This window comes from Streptomyces sp. NBC_00190 (genome assembly GCF_036203305.1).
Taxonomy (GTDB): Bacteria; Actinomycetota; Actinomycetes; order Streptomycetales; family Streptomycetaceae; genus Streptomyces.
Genome location: NZ_CP108131.1, coordinates 6,442,516 through 6,463,146 on the forward strand (window position 1 = coordinate 6,442,516; position 20,631 = coordinate 6,463,146).

18 protein-coding genes are annotated in these 20,631 nt (G+C 71.0%); 17 read left to right on the forward strand and 1 reads right to left on the reverse strand.

The genetic code is table 11. The features are described from left to right. Window positions 1-256 precede the first annotated feature (256 nt). Window positions 257-1,636 carry a hypothetical protein gene (locus tag OG429_RS30270; protein WP_328928422.1) on the reverse strand — a complete coding sequence of 460 codons (1,380 nt, stop codon included), beginning with the start codon at window positions 1,634-1,636 and terminating at the stop codon, window positions 257-259. Between the two features lie 1,091 nt (window positions 1,637-2,727). Here OG429_RS30270 and OG429_RS30275 point away from each other — a divergent pair. The 17 genes from OG429_RS30275 (at window position 2,728) to OG429_RS30355 (ending at window position 20,584) form a co-directional block, all read left to right on the forward strand. Beyond that, window positions 2,728-3,390, forward strand: a complete 663-nt coding sequence (locus OG429_RS30275) for a hydrolase (RefSeq protein ID WP_266614042.1) — start codon at window positions 2,728-2,730, stop codon at window positions 3,388-3,390. A 5-nt stretch (window positions 3,391-3,395) separates the two neighbouring features. After that, the gene (locus OG429_RS30280) at window positions 3,396-3,902 is read left to right on the forward strand and encodes a DoxX family membrane protein (RefSeq protein ID WP_266614040.1); all 507 of its coding nucleotides are present in this window, start codon (window positions 3,396-3,398) and stop codon (window positions 3,900-3,902) included. 93 nt (window positions 3,903-3,995) lie between these two features. Continuing rightward, on the forward strand, window positions 3,996-4,574 hold the full coding sequence (locus tag OG429_RS30285) for a Dps family protein (RefSeq protein ID WP_328928423.1): 579 nt from the start codon (window positions 3,996-3,998) through the stop codon (window positions 4,572-4,574). Further along, window positions 4,574-6,001 carry a dihydrolipoyl dehydrogenase family protein gene (locus tag OG429_RS30290; RefSeq protein WP_328928424.1) on the forward strand — a complete coding sequence of 476 codons (1,428 nt, stop codon included), beginning with the start codon at window positions 4,574-4,576 and terminating at the stop codon, window positions 5,999-6,001. Before OG429_RS30285 ends, OG429_RS30290 begins: the two co-directional genes overlap by 1 nt. Window positions 6,002-6,124: 123 nt before the next feature. Next, window positions 6,125-6,955 (forward strand): alpha/beta fold hydrolase, encoded by an 831-nt coding sequence (locus tag OG429_RS30295; RefSeq protein ID WP_328928425.1) that lies wholly within the window; start codon window positions 6,125-6,127, stop codon window positions 6,953-6,955. Between the two features lie 47 nt (window positions 6,956-7,002). After that, window positions 7,003-7,956, forward strand: coding sequence for an alpha/beta hydrolase (locus OG429_RS30300; protein WP_328928426.1), 954 nt, complete (start codon window positions 7,003-7,005; stop codon window positions 7,954-7,956). Beyond that, window positions 7,953-9,839, forward strand: a complete 1,887-nt coding sequence (locus OG429_RS30305; protein WP_328928427.1) for an amidohydrolase — start codon at window positions 7,953-7,955, stop codon at window positions 9,837-9,839. Before OG429_RS30300 ends, OG429_RS30305 begins: the two co-directional genes overlap by 4 nt. A gap of 16 nt (window positions 9,840-9,855) precedes the next feature. Next, entirely contained in the window at window positions 9,856-10,593 is a 738-nt protein-coding gene (locus OG429_RS30310) for a GPR1/FUN34/YaaH family transporter (RefSeq protein WP_328928428.1), read from the forward strand. Window positions 10,594-10,638: 45 nt separating this feature from the next. Further along, window positions 10,639-10,953, forward strand: a complete 315-nt coding sequence (locus OG429_RS30315) for a GNAT family N-acetyltransferase (protein ID WP_229335859.1) — start codon at window positions 10,639-10,641, stop codon at window positions 10,951-10,953. An 84-nt stretch (window positions 10,954-11,037) separates the two neighbouring features. Next, window positions 11,038-11,763 carry an alpha/beta fold hydrolase gene (locus OG429_RS30320; RefSeq protein ID WP_328928429.1) on the forward strand — a complete coding sequence of 242 codons (726 nt, stop codon included), beginning with the start codon at window positions 11,038-11,040 and terminating at the stop codon, window positions 11,761-11,763. 103 nt (window positions 11,764-11,866) lie between these two features. After that, window positions 11,867-13,198 carry an ABC transporter substrate-binding protein gene (locus tag OG429_RS30325; RefSeq protein WP_328928430.1) on the forward strand — a complete coding sequence of 444 codons (1,332 nt, stop codon included), beginning with the start codon at window positions 11,867-11,869 and terminating at the stop codon, window positions 13,196-13,198. Then, window positions 13,198-14,163, forward strand: coding sequence for a carbohydrate ABC transporter permease (locus OG429_RS30330; protein ID WP_328928431.1), 966 nt, complete (start codon window positions 13,198-13,200; stop codon window positions 14,161-14,163). Before OG429_RS30325 ends, OG429_RS30330 begins: the two co-directional genes overlap by 1 nt. Beyond that, window positions 14,160-15,047, forward strand: a complete 888-nt coding sequence (locus OG429_RS30335; protein ID WP_328928432.1) for a carbohydrate ABC transporter permease — start codon at window positions 14,160-14,162, stop codon at window positions 15,045-15,047. The genes OG429_RS30330 and OG429_RS30335 overlap by 4 nt, the downstream gene beginning before the upstream one ends. Window positions 15,048-15,073: 26 nt before the next feature. Then, a complete protein-coding gene (locus OG429_RS30340; protein WP_443051285.1) occupies window positions 15,074-17,812 on the forward strand; it encodes a helix-turn-helix transcriptional regulator in 2,739 nt (912 codons plus the stop codon). Between the two features lie 134 nt (window positions 17,813-17,946). Next, window positions 17,947-18,783: an alpha/beta fold hydrolase gene (locus OG429_RS30345; protein WP_328928434.1), complete on the forward strand. Its 837-nt coding sequence runs from the start codon at window positions 17,947-17,949 to the stop codon at window positions 18,781-18,783. A 104-nt stretch (window positions 18,784-18,887) separates the two neighbouring features. Then, window positions 18,888-19,973 carry an LLM class flavin-dependent oxidoreductase gene (locus OG429_RS30350; RefSeq protein WP_328928435.1) on the forward strand — a complete coding sequence of 362 codons (1,086 nt, stop codon included), beginning with the start codon at window positions 18,888-18,890 and terminating at the stop codon, window positions 19,971-19,973. Next, window positions 19,970-20,584 carry an FMN reductase gene (locus tag OG429_RS30355; protein ID WP_328928436.1) on the forward strand — a complete coding sequence of 205 codons (615 nt, stop codon included), beginning with the start codon at window positions 19,970-19,972 and terminating at the stop codon, window positions 20,582-20,584. Before OG429_RS30350 ends, OG429_RS30355 begins: the two co-directional genes overlap by 4 nt. The last annotated feature ends 47 nt before the right edge of the window (window positions 20,585-20,631 follow it).

Genomic DNA, 20,631 nt, shown 5'->3' on the forward strand with positions numbered 1-20,631 from the left:
CCGCGCGCCGCCTGCCGCCGGGGTGGCGTCCCTGTAAGGAGCCGTTCACGCCGACGCAAAGCAGATGATGCTGCCGTCCGCCATCAGGGTCGCCCTGGCCGGGCCCCGCTTCCCCAGGCCCGTCAACGCGACCCCGCCCGCGGAGAACGTCTCGGAGGCAGGGCGGCCACCAGGGTCCGCAGGTCAACGCGGTGGCCGGCCGCCGTGGCTGCTGACTTAGCAACAGCCCTGGTCGGGGCGGGGAACGCGGTCGGGTTCAGGGGAGCGGGCGCTGAGCCTGAGCCTTCCTCATGAGTTCCGCGAACGGTGTCTCCGCAATCGAGCCACGCACGAATGCGAGACCGTACCAGTCCTCACCATGCTTCAGGTCGGGCTTAAAGATCTTCTTTTCGCCCCGCCGCGACACATCCACAAAGAGATCCGGAGCGCCCTTTGCATACACCCACCAGACCGTCACGCGCTCCCAACCTCGAGTCACGTTCAGGAGCTGAGTACTGCTGGAGATGCCGGACTGATATCTGATGTAGGGATCGGCGGGCCCGGGAGGATCTTTGTCCTTGCCTTCCTTTTTGAGTTCTTCCCTCCCCTTTTCGGACGCCTCGTAATCGGCGGTCATCGTCAATCTGTCTTTCCTGATCACATACGTCTGGGTCTCGACTCTCACTGCTTCATGGTTAAGCTTGTCGGGGTGGAGGATCTCGGCGACCACATCAATAGAATATTCCTCCCCCGGAACCAACGTCCGCCCCGGAGGCTCGATGAATTCGCCAGGTTTGATGACCCGGTATTCGTCCTTCGGATCCTTCGCGATCCTGACCTTGATCCAGTAGATGCTGCCGAGCACATAGACCGGGACCTGGCCGGCGTTTTTGATGTGCAGGCGGACCCGCAGGTACATCTCCCCGCTCTTGTCCAAACTTGGTGTCCCAAATTCAGCCGTACTCTGCACCAGCGGCTGCGCCACAGAAGGTGCGTAGACCAGCCCATATCCCAAGTTGATGACGACAAGGAGAGAGGAGACGATCGCCCCGATCGCAATTCGCCCAGGATAGCGAAGCCCCTTCCACACCCGGTCGCGCCACGCAAGCACCCACAGGGCCCAGAAAGACCAGAGCGCGAGGGCTATCCAGATCATCATGTACCACGGATGCCACCGGTAGTGGATGTGCATCAAGAGCAGCCCCGAACTGACGGCAAAGGCGACCGAGACTCCGAGCAGCACGACCGGCCCCGATTTAGCCATCCTCCACCGGCCCCAATAGGCGATTGCGGCCAACAGGCCCAACAATTCCACCAGGGCCAAGGTGAGCAAAAGAAACCCTGCCATTCTCCCGGCGAAGCTGAGGGCATCAGCGGCGTCCTTTATGCCGATCCCGGCAAGCACGCATGCAGTCCCCAGGAGGCCGGCTGCCACGGCGATGCCAGTTATGTGTCGAAGCGGCGAGCGACCCGGCCAGACAGTGTTGTCTCCGCCGAGCCAATGGATGTCATCCTCGAATGTCAGACCAGCCTGACACAGGACTTTCTGCAGTTCTTCGGGGGAGCGCGCCTCGCCGACGGGCTTGCCGTTGATCAAAACCTTCCGCAGGCCGCTGTCCTCGGGTGGTCCCACGGCTACCGCAGGGGCGTTCTTCATGGCACCAGCCTGCCGCCGCACCTGGGCGAACGCCCCTTGACCGCGCCTCCCGGGAGCGCCTCCCGTGCGGTAACGGGGCCCCAGCCGTCACCCGAATGGAGTAACAGGGTGCACACCTCGACACCGTGCGGGGGGAAGCTGGTGACGACCGTGTCGCTCGTCCTTGTCGGAGGTCCCGATGCGTACACGACTTCTCGGGTTCACCGCCGCCGTGATACTGGCCGCTCCTGGCCCCATTGCCCCTGCTGCGCACGCTGCCGTGGTTGCACAGACTGCGACGCCCAGCGTCGACCCGAAGGCATGCGAGGAAGGCAAGGGGACTGTGGAGTATGAGTCCTCCGACGGTTCGTGGGTCTGCATCGGCGGCAAGCACGACGGCAAACCCATCGCCTGAAGCAAAAAGCTAGCCTGGGTCGGGGCCGGCCAAGGGGAGGGTGCGCCAAACGATTCTCGTACTCGCCGCTGCGGTCCCGGCGTACGGCCGCTCTCACCCGGCGCAGCGACCCCGAGCAGTTTCAGCTGGGCCTGGTGACCGCGGGCGAGATGTGGACCTCGCAGCGGGGGAACGACCCGGAGCCGGGCCCCCGGCGGCCTGGTGCTCTGGGGCACCTCCCGACCCCAGGAGGGCCGGTGCGTACAGCCGGGGCGGCGTCATCGAGGCCACCGTCCTCCAACTGCCGTGCTTCGCCCTGCCCCTGCGAATTTGCTCGTTTCCGGGGCTTTCACCGTGACGCCGTCCTACGCGGTCGACTCTCCCCAGCCGCTCCCCGAGGCGGCTTCATTCTCCCCGGATTCTCCCCGGCCGCGGCCCGTTCCTGGCGGTGTTTCCGTTGGTGAGGCGGCCCTTCGTTGGGTTGGGGTGTGGTTACGCACCGTTTCGGAGGAGGCTTGGGGCGAGTGTGCCGGCGTCGCGACCTTGCGCGTTCGCGCCCGTGACACTGCGCGGCTCTGGTCCTTGACCGGTTGTGCGCTGTCGTGCCAACTCCTGGGCGCAGGAGGTCAACGCGGTCGGTCGGGTCGTTCGTAGCTTGAAGAAGTGCCGAGCCGCGGAGGCGGCAGGCACGATACCGATTGCTTCGAGAGGACCCCTCATGTTCGACATCACCAAGGTGCAGGCCGCCCCGAGCAAGGATCTGCTCACGCCCGACAACTCGGTCATGCTCTTCGTGGACCACCAGCCGCAGATGTTCTTCGGCACCGGGAGCGGCGACCGCGCCGCGATCATCAACAGCACCGTGGGTCTCGCCAAGGCGGCTCAGGCCTTCGATGTGCCGGCCGTCCTGACCACGGTCGCCGCCGAGTCGTTCTCCGGGCCGCTGCTGCCCCAGCTCGCCGAGGTGTTTCCCAAGCACGAGGTGATCGACCGTACGACCATGAACGCCTGGGAGGACGAGGCGCTCGTCGCGGCGGTCAAGGCGACCGGGCGCAAGAAGATCATCCTGTCCGGCCTGTGGACCGAGGTCTGCCTGGTGCTGCCCGCGCTGTCCGCGCTTGAGCAGGGATACGAGGTGTACGTGGTCTCCGACGCCTCCGGTGGCGTCAGCCCGGCCGCCCACGAGCACGCGCTGCAGCGGATGATCGCCGCCGGCGCGGTGCCGGTGACCTGGGTACAGGTGCTCCTGGAGCTGCAGCGCGACTGGGCGCGCCAGGAGTCGTACGGCGCGGTCATGGAGATCGTCAAGGCCCACGCGGGCGCTTACGGCCTGGGCGTCGTGTACGCGCAGAGCGTCATCGGCGCGCACGCCGCCGGCTGACCCCTGTGGACACCGGCATTCTGATCCTGCGTCTGCTGGTGGGACTGCTCGTGGCCGGCCACGGTGTGCAGAAGATCAGCTCGCACCTGGGCGGCAAGGGACTTGAGGGCGGTACCGAGGAGTTCCGCGCCGACGGCTTCCGCGGCGGTGCCCTCACCGCCCTGGCGGCGGGCGGCGGCCAGATCGGGTCGGGTCTGCTGCTCGCGGCCGGCCTCCTGACCCCGCTCGCCGCGACCGGCGCCATCGGGGTCATGACGGTCGCGCTCACCGTGAAATGGCGCCACGGGCTCTGGGTGCAGAACGACGGATATGAGTACCCGCTCGTCCTCATCGGCACCGCCGCCGCCCTCGCCGCCACCGGCCCCGGCGCCTGGTCCCTCGACGCGGCCCTCGGCCTCACGCCGTACCCGCTGTGGTGGGCGGCCCTCGCGCTCGTGGCCGGTCTCGGCAGCGGGCTCCTCACTCGGCTCGTCCTGCACCGGACTGCCGCCCCGGCGATCGCCGAGCGCTGAGCGCGAGCCGCACAGACCGGGTCCGGCCGTCCGCGTACCCCCCGACCGGGCGGCCGGGCCCTTCCCACCTTCTCTCCCGAACAGGAGCACTCGATGGACACCCTCACGACCCCGCACGGCGGCGGCCAGCCGCTGCTGCACCAGAAGGGCGCCGAGACCCAGGCGTTCGGCACGCTCAAGCAGTTGCCGATCGGCCTCGGCCACGACACCCGCATGTACGCCTGCCAGCGGCTGAACCGCGTCCTCGCCGACACGCAGATCCTCTACTCCCTCTACAAGAAGCACCACTGGCTCATGCGCGGGGCGACCTTCTACTCGCTCCACCTGATGCTGGACAAGCACGCGGAGGCCCAACTGGCCATCGTGGACGCGCTGGCCGAGCGGGTCCAGAGCCTCGGCGGCGTCGCCGTCGGAGACCCGCGTCACGTCGCGGAGCTGACGTCGATCCCCCGGCCGCCGGACGGCGTCGAGCCGGTGCCCGTCATGCTGTCGCGGCTCCTCGACGCGCACGAGCGGATCCTGATCGACGCCCGGGACGCCGCCGCCCGGCTCTCCGGGGAGGGCGACGAGGGCAGCGCCGACCTGCTCGTCTCCGATGTCATCCGCACCGGCGAGGCGCAGGTGTGGTTCCTGGCCGAACACCTGGTGGACACCCCACTGGTGCACGGCTGATGGAGGACACGTACGACGTCGTCGTGGTCGGCGGCGGGCCGGGCGGCGAGGTCGCCGCAGACCGGGTCGTCCGGTCGGGGCTGACCGCCGTCGTCGTCGAGGCCGACGCCGTCGGCGGCGAGTGCTCCTACCGTGCCTGCGTCCCGAGCAAGGCCCTGCTGCGACCCGGCGCCGCCCGGGCGGAGGCCCGCTCGGTCGACGGGGCCCGGCAGGCGGTCACGGCGGCACTCGACCCGGCGCGCGTCCTGGCCCGCCGTGACCGTTTCACCGGGCGGGGCGACGACACCGGCCAGGCCCACTGGCTCGACGGTGCGGGCATCGCGCTCGTACGGGGGCACGGACGGCTCGCCGGTGAGCGCCGGGTGGAGGTGACGGGGGCCGACGGCACGGTCCGTACCCTGCGGGCCCGGCGCGCGGTCGTGGTCTGCACCGGCACGGAGCCCGCCCTTCCGCCGGTCGAAGGGCTCGACCGGATCGGTGTGTGGACCAGCCGGCAGGCCACCACGGCCGACGCGGTGCCCGAGCGGCTCGTCGTCATCGGCGGGGGAGTGGTGGCCTGCGAGATGGCCACCGCGTGGCGCTCGCTCGGCTCCTCCGTCACCCTGCTGGTCCGCGACCAGGCCCTGCTGACCGGCTGGGAGCCGTGCGCCGGCGAAGAGGTCGCCCGGGGTCTGAGCGATCTGGGCGTCACGATCCGCTTCGGGGTGTCGGCCGTCCGGGTCGCCCGTGACGAGGACACCCGCGCGGTGACCGTGGACACCGACGACGGCACCGCCCTCGTCTGCGACGAGGTCCTCGCCGCCGTCGGCCGGCGCCCGCGCACCGCAGACCTCGGCCTGGACTCCGTCGGACTGGCGGCACGCGACTGGCTCCCGGTCGACGACACCTGCCGCGTCACGGCAGTCGAGGGCGACTGGCTCTACGCCGTCGGCGACGTGAACCACCGTGCGCCGCTGACCCACATGGCCAAGTACCAGGCCCGCGCCTGCGCGGCGGCGATCGCCGAGCGAGCCGCGGGGCGCCCGGCCGTCACCGGAGGCTGGCAGCCGTGGAGCGCGGAAGCCGACCACATCGCCGTCCCGCAGGCCGTCTTCACCCGTCCCGAGGTCGCGAGCGTCGGTCTCACGGAACGCGCGGCACGCGAAGCGGGTCTCGCGGTACGCACGGTGGAGTACCGCATCGACGACGTCGCCGGCGCCGCGCTCCACGCGGACGACTACCGCGGCCTCGCCAAGCTCGTCGTCGACGAGACCCGAGGAGTCGTCGTCGGCTGCACGCTCACCGGCCCCCTGGCGACCGAACTCGTCCACACCGCAACCGTGGCCATCGTGGGCGAGGTCCCCCTGGAGCGCCTGTGGCACGCCGTGCCCGCCTTCCCGACGGTGAGCGAGGTCTGGCTCCGGCTCCTAGAGGCGTACGGCCTCTGAGGCGAGGCCCCCGCCCGACCGCCGCACCCGCTCGGCCCAATCGGCGCACCCTCCTGCCCGACCGGCGCACCCCCGCCCGCCCGAGCGCACCCGAATGCTTCACCACCCGACAAGGAAACACCCATGCATCCCAAGAGGCGCACCCTCGCCCTCGCCCTGCCGGCCACCCTGGCCGCCCTGATGGGCGCCGCACCCGCCGCACCCGCGAGCGGCCCGGCCGCCGTCGGCGCCGACCGGCACGGACCCAAGCCCACGATCGTCCTGGTCCACGGGGCGTTCGCCGACGCCTCCAGCTGGAGCGGCACGATCAGGCGGCTGCAGCGCGCCGGCTACCCCGTCCTGGCCCCCGCCAACCCGCTGCGCGGTCTCGCCGCGGACACCGCCTACCTGCGCAGCGTGCTGGCCGCCGTCGAGGGCCCCGTCGTCCTGGTCGGCCACTCCTACGGCGGCGCCGTCATCAGTGGCGCCGCGCTGGGCGATAGCCGTGTGAAGGCCCTCGTCTACATCGCCGCGTTCACCCCGGACAAGGGCGAGAGCGCGGCCGAGCTCGCCGCCAAGTTCCCCGGCTCCACCCTCGGCGACACCGTGAACCCGCGGTCGTACCCGCTGCCCGGCGGTGGCACCGGCACCGAACTCGTCATCGAACGGGCCAAGTTCCACCGGCAGTTCGCCGCCGACGTCCCCGCCGCCGACGCGGCCGTCATGGCCGCGACCCAGCGCCCGGTCGCCACCGCCGCGCTGGAGGAGAAGGCCGGGGAAGCGGCCTGGAAGACGATCCCTTCCTGGGCGCTGATCGTCACCGCCGACAAGAACATCCCGCCCGCCGCCGAACGGTGGATGGCCCGGCGCGCCGGCTCGCACATCACCGAAGTGGACGCGTCGCACGCCGTGGCCGTCTCCCGTCCGGCCGTGGTCGCCGACGTGATCCTCGACGCCGTACGGGCGACCCGCTGAGCCCCCGGCCTGCGCCCTCTCGTACATCCCCAGAAGGAGAACCCCTTGTGAAGAACCGTCCGGTCCTCGAACCCGCCGCCCAGGCCTTCGCCGACGCCACCGCCCAGCCGCCGTACCTCTACCAGATCCCCGTCGCCGAAGGCCGTAAGGCCGTGGACGGCGTCCAGAGCGGTGAGGGCGTCCCCCTGCCCGAGGTCGACGAGGAGTGGATCACCGTCCACGGCGGCCCGACCGGCGACGTCCGCGCCCGGATCGTCCGCCCCCGCGGCGCCACCGGCCCGCTTCCCGTCATCCTCTACATCCACGGCGCGGGCTGGGTCTTCGGCAACGCCCACACCCACGACCGTCTCGTCCGCGAACTCGCCGTCGGCACCCGGGCGGCCGTGGTGTTTCCCGAGTACGACCTCTCGCCCGAGGCGCGCTACCCCGTCGCGATCGAGCAGAACTACAGCGTCGCCCAGTGGGTCGCCCGCGAGGGCCACCACAAGGACCTCGACGGCACGCGGATCGCCGTCGCGGGCGACTCTGTGGGCGGCAACATGAGCGCCGCCCTCACCCTCATGGCCAAGCAGCGCGGCGACGTCACGCTCGTCCAGCAGGTCCTCTTCTACCCGGTCACGGACGCGAGCTTCGACACCGGCTCGTACCACGCCTTCGCCGAGGGCTACTTCCTGCGCCGCGACGCCATGAAGTGGTTCTGGGACCAGTACACGACCGCCGAGGCCGAGCGCGCCCAGATCACCGCCTCCCCGCTGCGCGCCACCACCGAGCAGCTCACGGGCCTGCCGCCCGCCCTGGTCATCACCGCCGAGGCCGACGTCCTGCGCGACGAGGGCGAGGCGTACGCGGCGAGGCTCCGCGCCGCCGGCGTCCCCGTCACCGCCCTGCGCGTCCAGGGCGTCATCCACGACTTCGTGATGCTGAACGCACTGCGCGAGACGCAGGCCGCGGAACTCGCCATCGGTCTCGCCACCGACACCCTGCGCAAGGCCCTCGCATGACCGGGCCGTCGACGAGCATGCCGGTGGCGGGCCTCGTCCCCGCCCCGCGTCGGGAACACGAGCACGCCGACCTCCTCGTCCGCAACGCCAAGGTGTTCACCGGTGACCCCGACCGCCCCGAGGCCCGTGCCGTCGCCCTCCGCGACGGCCGGGTCGCGGCCCTCGGCGACGACCACGACCTCGCCCACCTCGTCGGGCCGGGAACGAAGGTCGTCGACGCCCTCGGCCGCCGGGTGATCCCCGGCCTCAACGACTCGCACCTGCATGTCATCCGGGGCGGCCTGAACTACGTCCTGGAGCTGCGCTGGGACGGCGTACGAAGCCTCCGACACGCCCTCGCGATGCTGCGCGAGCAGGCCGGCCGCACCCCGAAGGGGCAGTGGATCCGGGTGGTGGGCGGCTGGACCGCCGAGCAGTTCGCCGAGCGCAGGATGCCGACCGTCGCGGAGCTGAACGCCGCCGCCCCCGACACCCCGGTCTTCGTCCTGCACCTGTACCAGTCGGCGCTGATGAACCGGGCCGCGGTGCAGGCAGCCGGATTCACCCGCGACACCCCGGATCCCCGCGGCGGGCAGATCGTCCGCGGCCGGGACGGCGAACCCAATGGCGTGCTCCTCGCGGCGCCGAGCGCCCTCATCCTGTACTCGACCCTGGCCAAGGCGCCGGCCCTCGACGAGGCCGACAAGCGGACGTCGACGCGCCACTTCCTGCGCGAGCTGAACCGCTTCGGACTGACGTCCGCGGTCGACGCCGCCGGCGGGTTCCAGAACTTCCCCGACAACTACGCGACGGTCGCCGACCTCGCCAGGTCGGGGGAGCTGACCCTCCGGATCGCCTACCACCTCTTCCCGCAGACGGCCGGGCAGGAGCTCGCCGACCTGAAGCGCTGGACCGGGATGGTCCAGCCCGGGGACGGGGACGAGTGGCTCCGCCTCAACGGCGCGGGAGAGAATCTGACCTGGGCCGCCGCCGACTTCGAGAACTTCTCCGAGCCCCGGCCCGAGCTTGCCGCAGGGTACGAGACCGAATTCGAGAGCGCCGTCCGGCTTCTCCTTGAGAACGGCTGGGGCTTCCGGCTCCACGCGACCTACGACGAGACGATCCGCCGCGACCTGGCCGTCTTCGAGAAGCTCGCGGCCGAAGGACTCTTCCCCGGCGGCAACCGCTGGCTCTTCGACCACGCGGAGACGGTCTCGGCCGACAGCCTCGACCGGATCGCCGCCCTCGGCGGCGCCGTCTCGGTCCAGAACCGGATGTCCTTCCAGGGCGCCGCGTTCCTCGACCGCTACGGCGCCGGGGCCGCCGCCCACACCCCGCCGGTCCGGGCCATGCTCGACCGAGGCCTGACCGTCGCCGCAGGAACCGATGCCACCCGCGTCTCCTCGTACAACCCGTGGGTCGCCCTCCACTGGCTGGTCACCGGGCGCACCGTCGGCGGGACGGCCCTTTACCCGGCCGGGAACCTGATCGACCGGGAGACCGCCCTCGGCCTCTACACCCGGGGCGGAGCGCAGCTCACCGGCGAGCAGGACGTCAAGGGAACCCTGCGAGAGGGGACTTACGGCGACCTCGCGATCCTCTCCGACGACTTCCTCACCGTGCCCGAGGACGTCATTCCCGACATCGAGTCCGTCCTCACTGTCGTCGGCGGCCGGATCGTCTACGCGACCGCCGAGTACGAGGGGCTCGACGAGGCCATCCCGCCGGTGGCCCCCGAGTGGAGCCCGGTGGCCCACTTCGGCGGGTACCAGAGCGGTGCCCGCCAGGCATCGGCCGTGGCCGAGGCCGTCGCCGAGTCCGAGCAGCACCGCCGCTGGCGCGTCGCACGCGGCTCCGTTCCCGATACGACGCCGTCCTTCGTCGATCCCTGCTTCGATCACTGAAAGTGAGATCCACCCGATGTCCGCAGCCTCCCCCGCCGCCGACGGCGGCGACACGCCGGCAACCCTGCCGGACGTTCCCCCCGGACGCCGTTTCGAGCCGGACCTCCGGTCGATGACACGGATCAACCTGCGCCCCATCGCCTCACCCATGCCGCTCGGCTTCTTCACGATAGCCATCGCCTCCGTGATGACAGGCTGCCTGCAGCTCGGGATCTTCGACCAGACGGCCCGCAGCGCCGTCGCCTTCACCGTACTGCCGGCCTTCGCCCTGCAACTTCTGGTGAGCTTCCTGGCCTTCGGCGCCCGTGACGTGATCGCGGCGACGCTGATGGCGGTGTTCGCCGGCAGCTGGCTGCCCTACTCGCTCATCATGCTCAGCGGCGCGGCCGACGGCCTTCAGGTCCTCGGCGTGTTCAACCTGGCGCTCCTCTGCTTCGGGGCCCTGATGACCGCCGTGACCCGGCCCAAGCGCGCGCTGTGGCTCGTCCTCGCGGTCTCCCTGCCCCGCTGGGCGGCCACCGGCCTCGCGGGCATCACCGGCGCCGAATGGCTGACGCGCACGTCCGGCGCGCTCGGCCTCGTGGTGGCGCTCGTCGCGATGTACACGGCGTTCGCCCTGATGCTCGAGGACATGCGCAGCGAGCAGGTCCTGCCCATCGGCCGCAGCGGCCCCGCCCACCTCGCCGTGGAAGGCGACCTGTCCGTCCAACTCCGCAACCTGGAACGCCAGGCGGGCGTACGCCGCACGCTCTGACCGCACCCACCCACCCCGTCACACGACGACCGCACAGGAGCACCCATGGAACCGCAGGTGACGGACCGGCCCGAGAAGTCCCGGTATGAGATCCTCGCCGGCGACGACGGCGCCGAGACCGCCGGCTTCGCCGAGTACCACCTCTCGGAGGGCGAGATCGCCTTCATCCACACCGAGATCGACAGCCGGTCCGCCGGCCGGGGCCTGGGCGGGCTGCTCGCCCGCGGGGTCCTCGACGACGCCCGGGCCCGAGGGCTGCGCGTCCTGCCGTACTGCCCCTTCATCCGGGGCTGGATCGGCAAGCACCCCGAGTACACCGACCTGGTGCCCGAGGCGAGGCGCGCCCGCTTCGGCCTGTGAAGCACCACACGAACACCACACATCCGCCTCCCGTCTCCCGCATCCCCTGCCCCATCCCCCCCTCACGCACCGAGGAGTTCCCCCATGCCCCGACACGCCCGCCCCACCGTCGTCCTGGTCCACGGCGCCTTCGCCGACGCCTCCAGCTTCGCCCGCGTCATCCCCGAACTGGCCGCTGCCGGCATGGAAGTGGTGGCCCCGGCCGTGCCCAACCGCAGCCTCGTCGACGACGCCGCGTACATCGCCTCGGTGATCCGCGCCGTCGAAGGCCCCGTGATCCTGGTCGGGCACTCCTACGGCGGTGCCGTCATCACCCTCGCCGGCACGGAGGACAACGTCCGCGCACTGGTGTACCTCGCGGGATACGCGCTGGAGGAGGGCGAGAGCCTGGGCGAGCTGCAGGGCCGCTTCCCCGACTCCGGTCTCGCCGACGCGCTCGTCTACACCCCGTTCCCGGTGGCCGGCTCCACCGAGACCGGCACCGACGTCTCGGTGGAGATCGAGAAGTTCCCCGCCCTCTTCGCTGCGGACGTCGACCCCGACCTCGCCGCGGTGCTCGCCGTCTCCCAGCGCCCCCTGGCCGCACGGGCCTTCTCGGAGGCGGCGCCTGTCGCGGCGTGGAAGACCAAGCCCTCGTGGGGTCTGGTCGCCTCCTCCGACCGCACGATCAACCCCGATGTGGAGCGCTACGGGTACGAGCGCGCCGGCATGACCACCGTCGAGGTCGACTCCTCCCATCTGGTCATGCTCGCCCAGCCCAAGGCAGTGGCGGAGCTGATCCAGGACGCGGCCAGGTCCACCGTCCACTGACCCGATCGTTCAAGATCGAACGATTAGTCGATAATGTTCGAGCGCTGGTAGCTTCTGATCGCCCCCGAGGACCCCTCGGCGGGCGATCGGAGGAGATACACCCATGAGGTTCGGCGCGAGGCTCGTGCTCGCCGTCATCGCCCTCGCCGCCCTTGCCGCCGCCTGCGGTGTTCCGCAGGACAGTGGTTCGCAGTCGCACACCGCCGTGGACTGTGGGCCGTACGCCAGGTACGGCAGGCACCCCGGCACCAAGGTCACCGTCTACGCGGAGAACCGGGACCGGGAAGCCGACCTGTTCGAAGAGACCTGGGCGGACTTCGCGGACTGCACGGGAATCGACGTCCAGTACGAGGGGGACGGGGAGTTCGAGGCCCAGATCCAGCTCCGGGTCGACGGCGGGAGTGTGCCGGATGTGGCGTTCTTCCCTCAGCCCGGGCTCCTGGAACGCTTTGCGCGGGCGGGGAAGCTCAAGCCCGCGAGCGCCGGGGTCGTGGCCCTCGCGAAGCAGGGCTGGTCGGCTGACTGGAACAGCTACGCGACCGTGAACGGCACCCTCTACGGCACGCCGCTGGTCGCGAACGTGAAGTCGTTCGTCTGGTACTCGCCGAAGTTCTTCCGCGACAGGGGACTGAGCGTTCCCCGTACGTGGTCCGAGCTGATGGCCGTGACGGAGAAGGCCGCGGCGTCGGGCGTCAAGCCGTGGTGCGCGGGCATCGAGTCCGCCGAGGCGACCGGCTGGCCCGTGACGGACTGGATCGAGGACGTCCTGCTGCGCCAGCAGGGCACGGACGTCTACGACCAGTGGGTCACCCACAAGATCCCGTTCAACGACCCGCGGGTGATCAAGGCCATGGACACCGTGGGGTCCGTCCTCAAGAACGACCGGTACGCCAACGGCGGTTTCGGTCCGGCCCGTTCGATGGCGTCGATCTCCTTCCAGGAGGCCGGCACACCGATTCTCTCCGGCGACTGTGCGATGCACCGCCAGGCCTCGTTCTATGCCGACATGTGGCCGAAGGGCACCGAGATCGGACCGGACAAGGACGTCTACGCCTTCCTCCTGCCGGGGGCCGACCCGGCCGGCCGCCCCGTACTGGGCGGTGGGGTGTTCACCGCGGCGTTCGCCGACCGTCCCGAAGTGCGGGCGTTCCAGGAGTATCTGGCCTCCGCGGACTTCGCGAACGCGCGTATGAAGAAGGGCCCGTTCGTCTCGGCGAACAAGGGCGTGGATCCGGCGAACGCCGCGACCCCGGTCGACAGACTCTCGATCCAGCTGCTCCAGGACCCCAGGACACAGTTCAGGTTCGACGGTTCGGACCTGATGCCCGCTTCGGTCGGTGCCGGGACGTTCTGGAAGGGATCCGTCGACTGGATCGGCGGCGCGAGCACCCGGCAGGTCGCCGACTCCATCGAACGTGCCTGGCCGAGCCACTGATGTCGTTCGACGCCGTCGCCCAGCAGCCCAAGCTGCTGTACCTGCTCCAGGGCGTCGCCGCCTTCGCGGCGGTGGTCTCCCTGATCCTGCTGGCGCTGCACCGGGGGCCGGTACGGAGGAGGGGCGCGGCCCTGATCCTGCTGGCCCCCGCGCTGCTGCTACTCACGGTCGGTCTTCTCCTGCCCGGTCTGCGCACCCTGGTCCTGTCGTTCACCGACAGCGGGGGAGACGCGTGGGCCGGCTTCGACAACTACGTGTGGATGGTCACCGACCCCCGGGCGCTGATGGCGCTGCGCAACACCCTGGCGTGGGTGGTGCTCGTGCCGTTGCTGGCAGCCTCGGTCGGTCTGCTCTACGCGGCGGCCGTCGTACGGTCGCGGTTCAGAGCGTTCGCGCTGTCCCTCGTCCTGATGCCGATGGCGATCTCCTTCGTCGGCGCGGGTGTCGTCTGGAAGTTCGTCTACGCCTACCGTCCCGCGGAGGCCGGGCAGATCGGGCTGCTGAACCAGCTCGTCGTCGCGTTCGGCGGCGAACCGAGGCAATGGCTCGTGGACTCTCCCTGGAACGTCCTGTTCCTCATCGTGGTGATGGTGTGGACACAGGCGGGCTTCGCGGCCGTCCTGCTGGCCGGCGCGATCAGGGCCGTTCCCGGAGAGCTGACCGAGGCGGCCCGACTCGACGGCGCGTCCCCCCGGCAGATCTTCTGGCGGATCACCATGCCGTCGATCAGGCCCACTCTGCTCGTCGTGGTCCTCGCCCAGACGATCGGCACCTTCAAGGCCTTCGACATCGTCAAGACCATGACCGGCGGACAGTTCGACACGGGCGTCATCGCCCACGAGATGTACGACCAGGCCTTCCGCTACGGCGAGACGGGCCGCGGTGCGGCGCTCGCCGTGCTCCTCTTCGTCCTCGTCACCCCCTTCGTCGCCCACCAGGTCCGGGCACAGCGGAGGACAGCGTGAACGGCGTCCGGGAGCATCTGGCCTCCCGCGCCTTCACGTCGATCGCCGTGGTGATCGCGGTCCTCTGGACGACACCGACCCTCGGTCTGCTGCTCTCCTCGTTCCGTCCCGAGGAGGAGATCAAGACGACGGGCTGGTGGACCGTGTTCGGTACGCCGCACCTCACGCTCGACAACTACGGCGAGGTGCTGTCCGGCGGCGGGAACGGGTCGGGGCGGCTCGCGGAGTACTTCGTCAACTCCGTCGTCATCACCCTCCCCTCGGTGCTGTTCCCGCTCGTGCTGGCGTTCTTCGCGGCGTACGCCCTGGCGTGGATCGACTTCAGGGGGCGGGACGCGCTCGTCGTCGGCATCTTCGCGCTCCAGGTCGTGCCGCTCCAGATGGCGCTCGTCCCCCTCCTGAAGCTGTTCTCCCAGGGCTGGCTGTTCCTGCCCGCGTGGAACCTCACCGGTCCCGCGCGTTTCGGCCAGGTCTGGTTCGCCCACACGGTCTTCGCGCTGCCGTTCGCGGTGTTCCTCCTGCACAACTTCCTGGCAGGGCTGCCCCGGGACCTGATCGAGGCCGCCCGCGTCGACGGCGCGTCGCACGGGACGCTGCTGTTCCGGATCGTGCTGCCCCTGGCCCGCCCGGCCCTGGTCTCCTTCGCCATCATCCAGTTCATCTGGGTGTGGAACGACCTCCTCGTGGCACTGACGCTGTCGGGCGGGACGGCCGAGACCGCGCCGATGACGGTCAGACTGGCGAGCCTGGCCGGGACGTACGGCAACGAGTGGCAGCGGCTCACCGCAGGAGCCTTCGTGTCGGCGTTCGTCCCGCTGCTCGTCTTCTTCTCCCTCCGGCGGCACTTCGCGCGGGGACTGCTCGCCGGATCGGTCAAAGGATGAGCCCCGACCGGCCCGAGGGAGAAGGCATGGCGGTGCCCGGGAGCGCGGGGCTGAGCCGGCCCGGGCTGCGGGGCCGCGAAGCCGAGCTGGAGCGGCTGCGCGCCCTGGTCGAGGCGGTGCGCGACGGCGAGGGAGGAGCGATCGCGCTGCTCCTGGGCGAGCCCGGGATCGGGAAGACCGTACTGCTGCAGGAGACCGTCTCGATCGCGCGGGCTCACGGGTTCGTCATCAGCCATGGACGCGCCGAGGAACTGCACGAGCTGGCACCGCTCGCCTCACTGGCCTCCGGCCTCCTGCACGGTGACCCGCCGCTGCTGTCCAGCACGGACTTCGCAGACCTCGCGGGCCATCACGACCAGCGCGTCTGGCTCGTCGAACGACTGGCCCAGCTGATCGAGGAACGCTCGGCGGGCACGCCCGTACTGATCGCGGTCGACGACGTCCAATGGGCCGACCCGCTGAGCCGGTTCGCCCTGAGCGTCATGCCGGTACGGCTCCTCAGCTGCCCGGTCCTCTGGCTGCTCACGGGCAGGAACGACCCGGAACCGTACGGGCAGGGGCCGCGGACGATGACCCTCCCCCTCGGGCCGCTGTCCGACACGGCCCTGGCCGAGCTGGCACGGGACGTCCTCGGCGGGGACGTGCCGACGCAGGTCGCGGAACTCCTCGACGGGGCGGGAGGCAACCCCTTCCTCGCGGCCGAGATGCTCACGGGCATCGCGGCGTCGGGCGCGGACGCGTCGGAGCCTCCGGAGCGGCTGGTCCGCGGTGTACGCGACCGGCTGGCCGACCTCCGGCCGGACACCCTCCACTTCCTGCGGATCGGCTCGGTCCTCGGCCGCGCGTTCTCGCTCGCGGACGCCGCCGCCCTGTGCGGCCGGCCCGCCTCCGGACTCAGCGCCGAAGTGGACGAGGCGATCGCCGCCGCCCTCCTCCACGACGACGGCGAACGCCTCCGGTTCCGCCACGACCTGCTCCGCCAGGCGGTGTACGCCGATCTCGCCCCCTCCGTACGCCGGGCGCTGCACCGGGAGGCTGCGAGCCGACTCGTCGCGGCGGGCCGGAGCTCCACCGACGCGGTCCCGCATCTGCTGAAGAGCGCCGAACCCGGCGACCAGGAGGCGATCGGGCTGCTCGGCACGGCCGCCACGGACGTGATCGCCGTGATGCCCGACCTCGCCGCCGACCTGGCCGTACGCGCCCTGGAACTCGTACCGCCCCATGCGCCCATGGTGTTCGACGTGGGAGAACGGGCCATCGTCGCGCTGACCCGCGCGGGCCGGTACACCCAGGCACGGGATACCGGCGACACGCTGCTCGCCCGGCAGCCGCCCCTGGACGTCTTCGCCCGTCTGCAGTCCGTACTCGGCGACACGCTGTGGCACCTCGACGACGTCCACGAGCTGACCCGCCGCTCGACGGCAGCACTGGCAGCCGTCACCGACCCGACGATCCGCGCCCGGCTCATCGCCCGGCAGGCCCTCGCCCGGTCCCGCGGGCGCGACCTCGGGGCCGCTCGCGAGACCGGCGAACGGGCGCTCGCCGAGGCGGAGCGGTCCGGTGACCGGGAGGCCCGTGTCCTCGCGCTGTGGGGCCTCGGCGAGATCGCCCTCAACGCGGGCGACTGCGCCGCCGCCGTCGAACACCACACGGCGCTGAGCGTGTTCGACACGGCCTTCCTGCCCGAGGAGGCCGTCGCCCGGATCCACATGGACGACTTCGACACCGTACGGCGACTGCTCCGGACGGCGGGCGACGCTCCCCTGCGCCCCGCCATGCTGATCTGGGCCCAGGGAACCCTGAACATGGGGCTCGGCCGGCTCGACGACGCGGACGCCGACCTCGTCACCGCCGAGCGGCTCGAAGCGGACCTCCACGTGCCCGGCAACCTGGTCAACATCCGCGTCAACCGCGGCTTCCTCGCGATGCTGCGCGGCGACCGCGAAGCCGCGCGGGAACACCTGGACGTCGTGCGGGCGACCGTGGCCGAGCGGCCGAACACGGGCAACCACGCCACGCACCAGTACTTCGAGGCCGTCGTCGCCGACGCCGACGGCGACCACGCGGCAGCGGCCGAACTGGTCCGATCCGTGCAGCGTGACCACCCCTTCCTCCGATGGCGGCTCCTGCGCCCCCATGTCGTCCAGGCCGTGCGGATCGCCCTGCGCGGCGGGGACCGGAACCTGGCCGAGGACCTCGCGGCCCAGGCTGTCGAACACGCCACCCGCAACCCCGGCGTGCCGACCGCCCAGGGGGCGGCCGCCCACGCGTCCGCCCTGGCGAACGCCGACCACGGACTCTTGGAGCGGTCGGTGCGCATCCTCCTCACCGGCCCCCGGCCGCTGCCCCTCGCCGCCGCATCCGCCGACCTCGGGCGCGCGCTCCTCACAACAGGCGACCCCGCCGCGACACCCGCCCTGACCAGGGCCCACGACATCTACGCCCGGGCGGGAGCCGATGTCGAGGCCGACCGGGTCCGGGCCGATCTGGAACGGGCCACCAGCCGCTCCGGCCGGCGCACCGGAGGCCTCCGACCGCGCCCCGCCCAGGGCTGGGACGCGCTCACGGCCTCGGAACGCAAGGTGGCCCGGCTGATCGCCGCGGGCCACACCAACCGGTCGGCCGCGGAGGCCCTCGTCGTCTCCCCGCACACGGTCAACACCCATCTGGCGTCGATCTTCCGCAAGCTCTCGGTGCGCTCGCGGGTCCACCTGGCCCGGATCGCGCTTGCGGAGGGCGACGCCGGAACAGCCACCGGCGGCTGAGTGACCTCTGCGCCCCCGTGCAAGGTGTGGTGCGCGGTACGGCAACAGGAGGTGCGGGACCGGTCCTAGCGTGACGGGCATACCGCGCCGCTTCGACGCGCGGACCAGCCGACCTGAATCGAGGAAGCATCCCCATGCCGTACATCACCGTGGGCCAGGAGAACACCAACCCCATAGAGCTGTACTTCGAGGACCAGGGTGGCGGGCAGCCCGTCGTCCTCATCCACGGCTTCCCGCTCGACGGCCACTCCTGGGAACGCCAGAGCGCCGCGCTGCTCGACGCCGGCTACCGCGTGATCACGTACGACCGCCGCGGTTTCGGGCGGTCCTCGCAGCCGACCATCGGCTACGACTACGACACCTTCGCGGCCGACCTGAACACCGTGATGGAGACCCTCGACCTGAAGGACGCCGTCCTGGTCGGTTTCTCCATGGGCACCGGCGAGGTCGCCCGCTACGTGTCCACGTACGGCTCCGGCCGTGTCGCCAAGGTCGCCTTCCTGGCCTCGCTCGAGCCCTGCCTGCTGAAGAGCGACGACAACCCGGACGGCGTCGCCCCGAAGGAGTTCTTCGACGGCGTCGTCGCCGCCGTCAAGGCCGACCGCTACGCCTACTACACGGCCTTCTTCAACGACTTCTACAACCTCGACGAGAACCTGGGCACCCGCATCAGCGAGGAGGCCGTCCGCAACAGCTGGAACACTGCGGCCCGCGGCGGCTCCTTCGCCGCGTCCGCCGCGCCGGCGACCTGGTACACCGACTTCCGCGCCGACATACCGTCCGTCGACGTGCCGGCCCTGATCCTGCACGGCACCGCCGACCGCATCCTGCCGGCCGAGGGCACGGCACGCCCGTTCCACAAGGCGCTCCCGTCGGCCGACTACGTCGAGATCGAGGGCGCCCCGCACGGTCTGCTGTGGACCCACGCCGAGGAGGTCAACACCGCCCTCCTCGCCTTCCTGGCGAAGTGACGCCGCACCGTTGACCCGCCGGGTGACGCCGGAGCCCCCGGCGTCACCCCGGCCCCCGGTTCCCCGGCGCGGGAACCGGACGAGCTCAGGAGAGCAGACACCCCATGCAGTTCGGCATCTTCACCGTCGGGGACGTGACCCCCGACCCCACCAACGGTCGCACTCCGACCGAACGCGAGCGCATCAAGGCGATGGTGGCCATCGCGCTCAAGGCCGAGGAGGTCGGCCTGGACGTCTTCGCGACCGGCGAGCACCACAACCCGCCGTTCGTACCGTCGTCGCCGACCACCATGCTCGGCTACATCGCCGCCCGCACCGAGAAGCTGATCCTGTCCACGTCCACGACGCTGATCACCACGAACGACCCGGTGAAGATCGCCGAGGACTACGCGATGCTCCAGCACCTGGCCGACGGCCGGGTCGACCTCATGCTGGGGCGCGGCAACACCGGTCCGGTCTACCCGTGGTTCGGCCAGGACATCCGACAGGGCATCAACCTCGCCAAGGAGAACTACACGCTGCTGCGCCGGCTGTGGCGCGAGGACGTCGTGGACTGGGAGGGCACGTTCCGGACGCCGCTCCAGGCCTTCACCTCGACACCGCGGCCCCTGGACGGCGTCCCGCCCTTCGTCTGGCACGGCTCCATCAGGTCCCCCGAGATCGCGGAGCAGGCCGCCTTCTACGGCGACGGCTTCTTCCACAACAACATCTTCTGGCCGGCCGACCACACCAGGCGCATGGTGCAGCTCTACCGGCGCCGGTTCGCGCACCACGGCCACGGCCGGCCGGAGGACGCCATCGTCGGCCTGGGCGGACAGGTCTTCATGCGCAAGAACTCCCAGGACGCCGTAAGGGAGTTCCGTCCCTACTTCGACAACGCTCCCGTGTACGGCCACGGCCCGTCGCTCGAGGACTTCACCGAGCAGACCCCGCTGACGGTGGGCTCTCCCCAGCAGGTCATCGAGCGGACCCTGTCGTTCCGGGAGGCCGTCGGCGACTACCAGCGCCAGCTGTTCCTGATGGACCACGCGGGCCTGCCCCTGAAGACCGTCCTTGAACAGCTCGACATCCTCGGCGAAGAGGTCGTGCCCGTGCTGCGGAGGGAATTCACCAAGGGGCGTCCGGCCGACGTGCCGGAGGCCCCCACGCACGCGTCCCTTCGAGCCGTCCGGGAGGTGTCCGCCGCATGAAGCTGATCGTCGTCTCCGCGGGGCTGAGCACCCCCTCCTCCACCCGCCTGCTCGCGGACCGGCTGGCCGAGGCGGCCCGCGACGAACTCGCCGCCCGGGGGCAGGCGCCGTCGACCGAGGTCGTGGAGCTGCGGGAACTGGCCGGCGACATCGCGGGCCGCCTCGTGACCGGCTTTCCGCCGCCGCGACTGAGCGCCGCGATCGACGCGGCGACGGCGGCTGACGGCCTGATCGTGGTGACTCCCGTGTTCGCGGCTTCCTACAGCGGTCTCTTCAAGTCCTTCTTCGACGTGATCGATCCGGACGCCCTCTCCGGGAAGCCGGTCGTGATCGCGGCGACGGGCGGTACCGCCCGCCACTCCCTGGTCCTTGAGCACGCCGTACGCCCGCTCTTCGCCTACCTCCGCGCCGTCGCCGTCCCCACCGCCGTGTTCGCGGCCTCCGAGGACTGGGGCTCGGGGGGAGACGAGTACACCGACGGCCTGCCCGGCCGCGTCCGCCGGGCGGGCGTCGAGCTCGCCGCGCTCATGGCGGCGCGCCCGGTCGGTGAAGAGCCCGAGGACGACGTCACCGTCCTCGAACGGCAACTCGCCGACCTGCGCTTCGACTGAGACGGGCCCCTGGGCCGGGCGACGGCGGGGTGGTTCATATGGTTCAT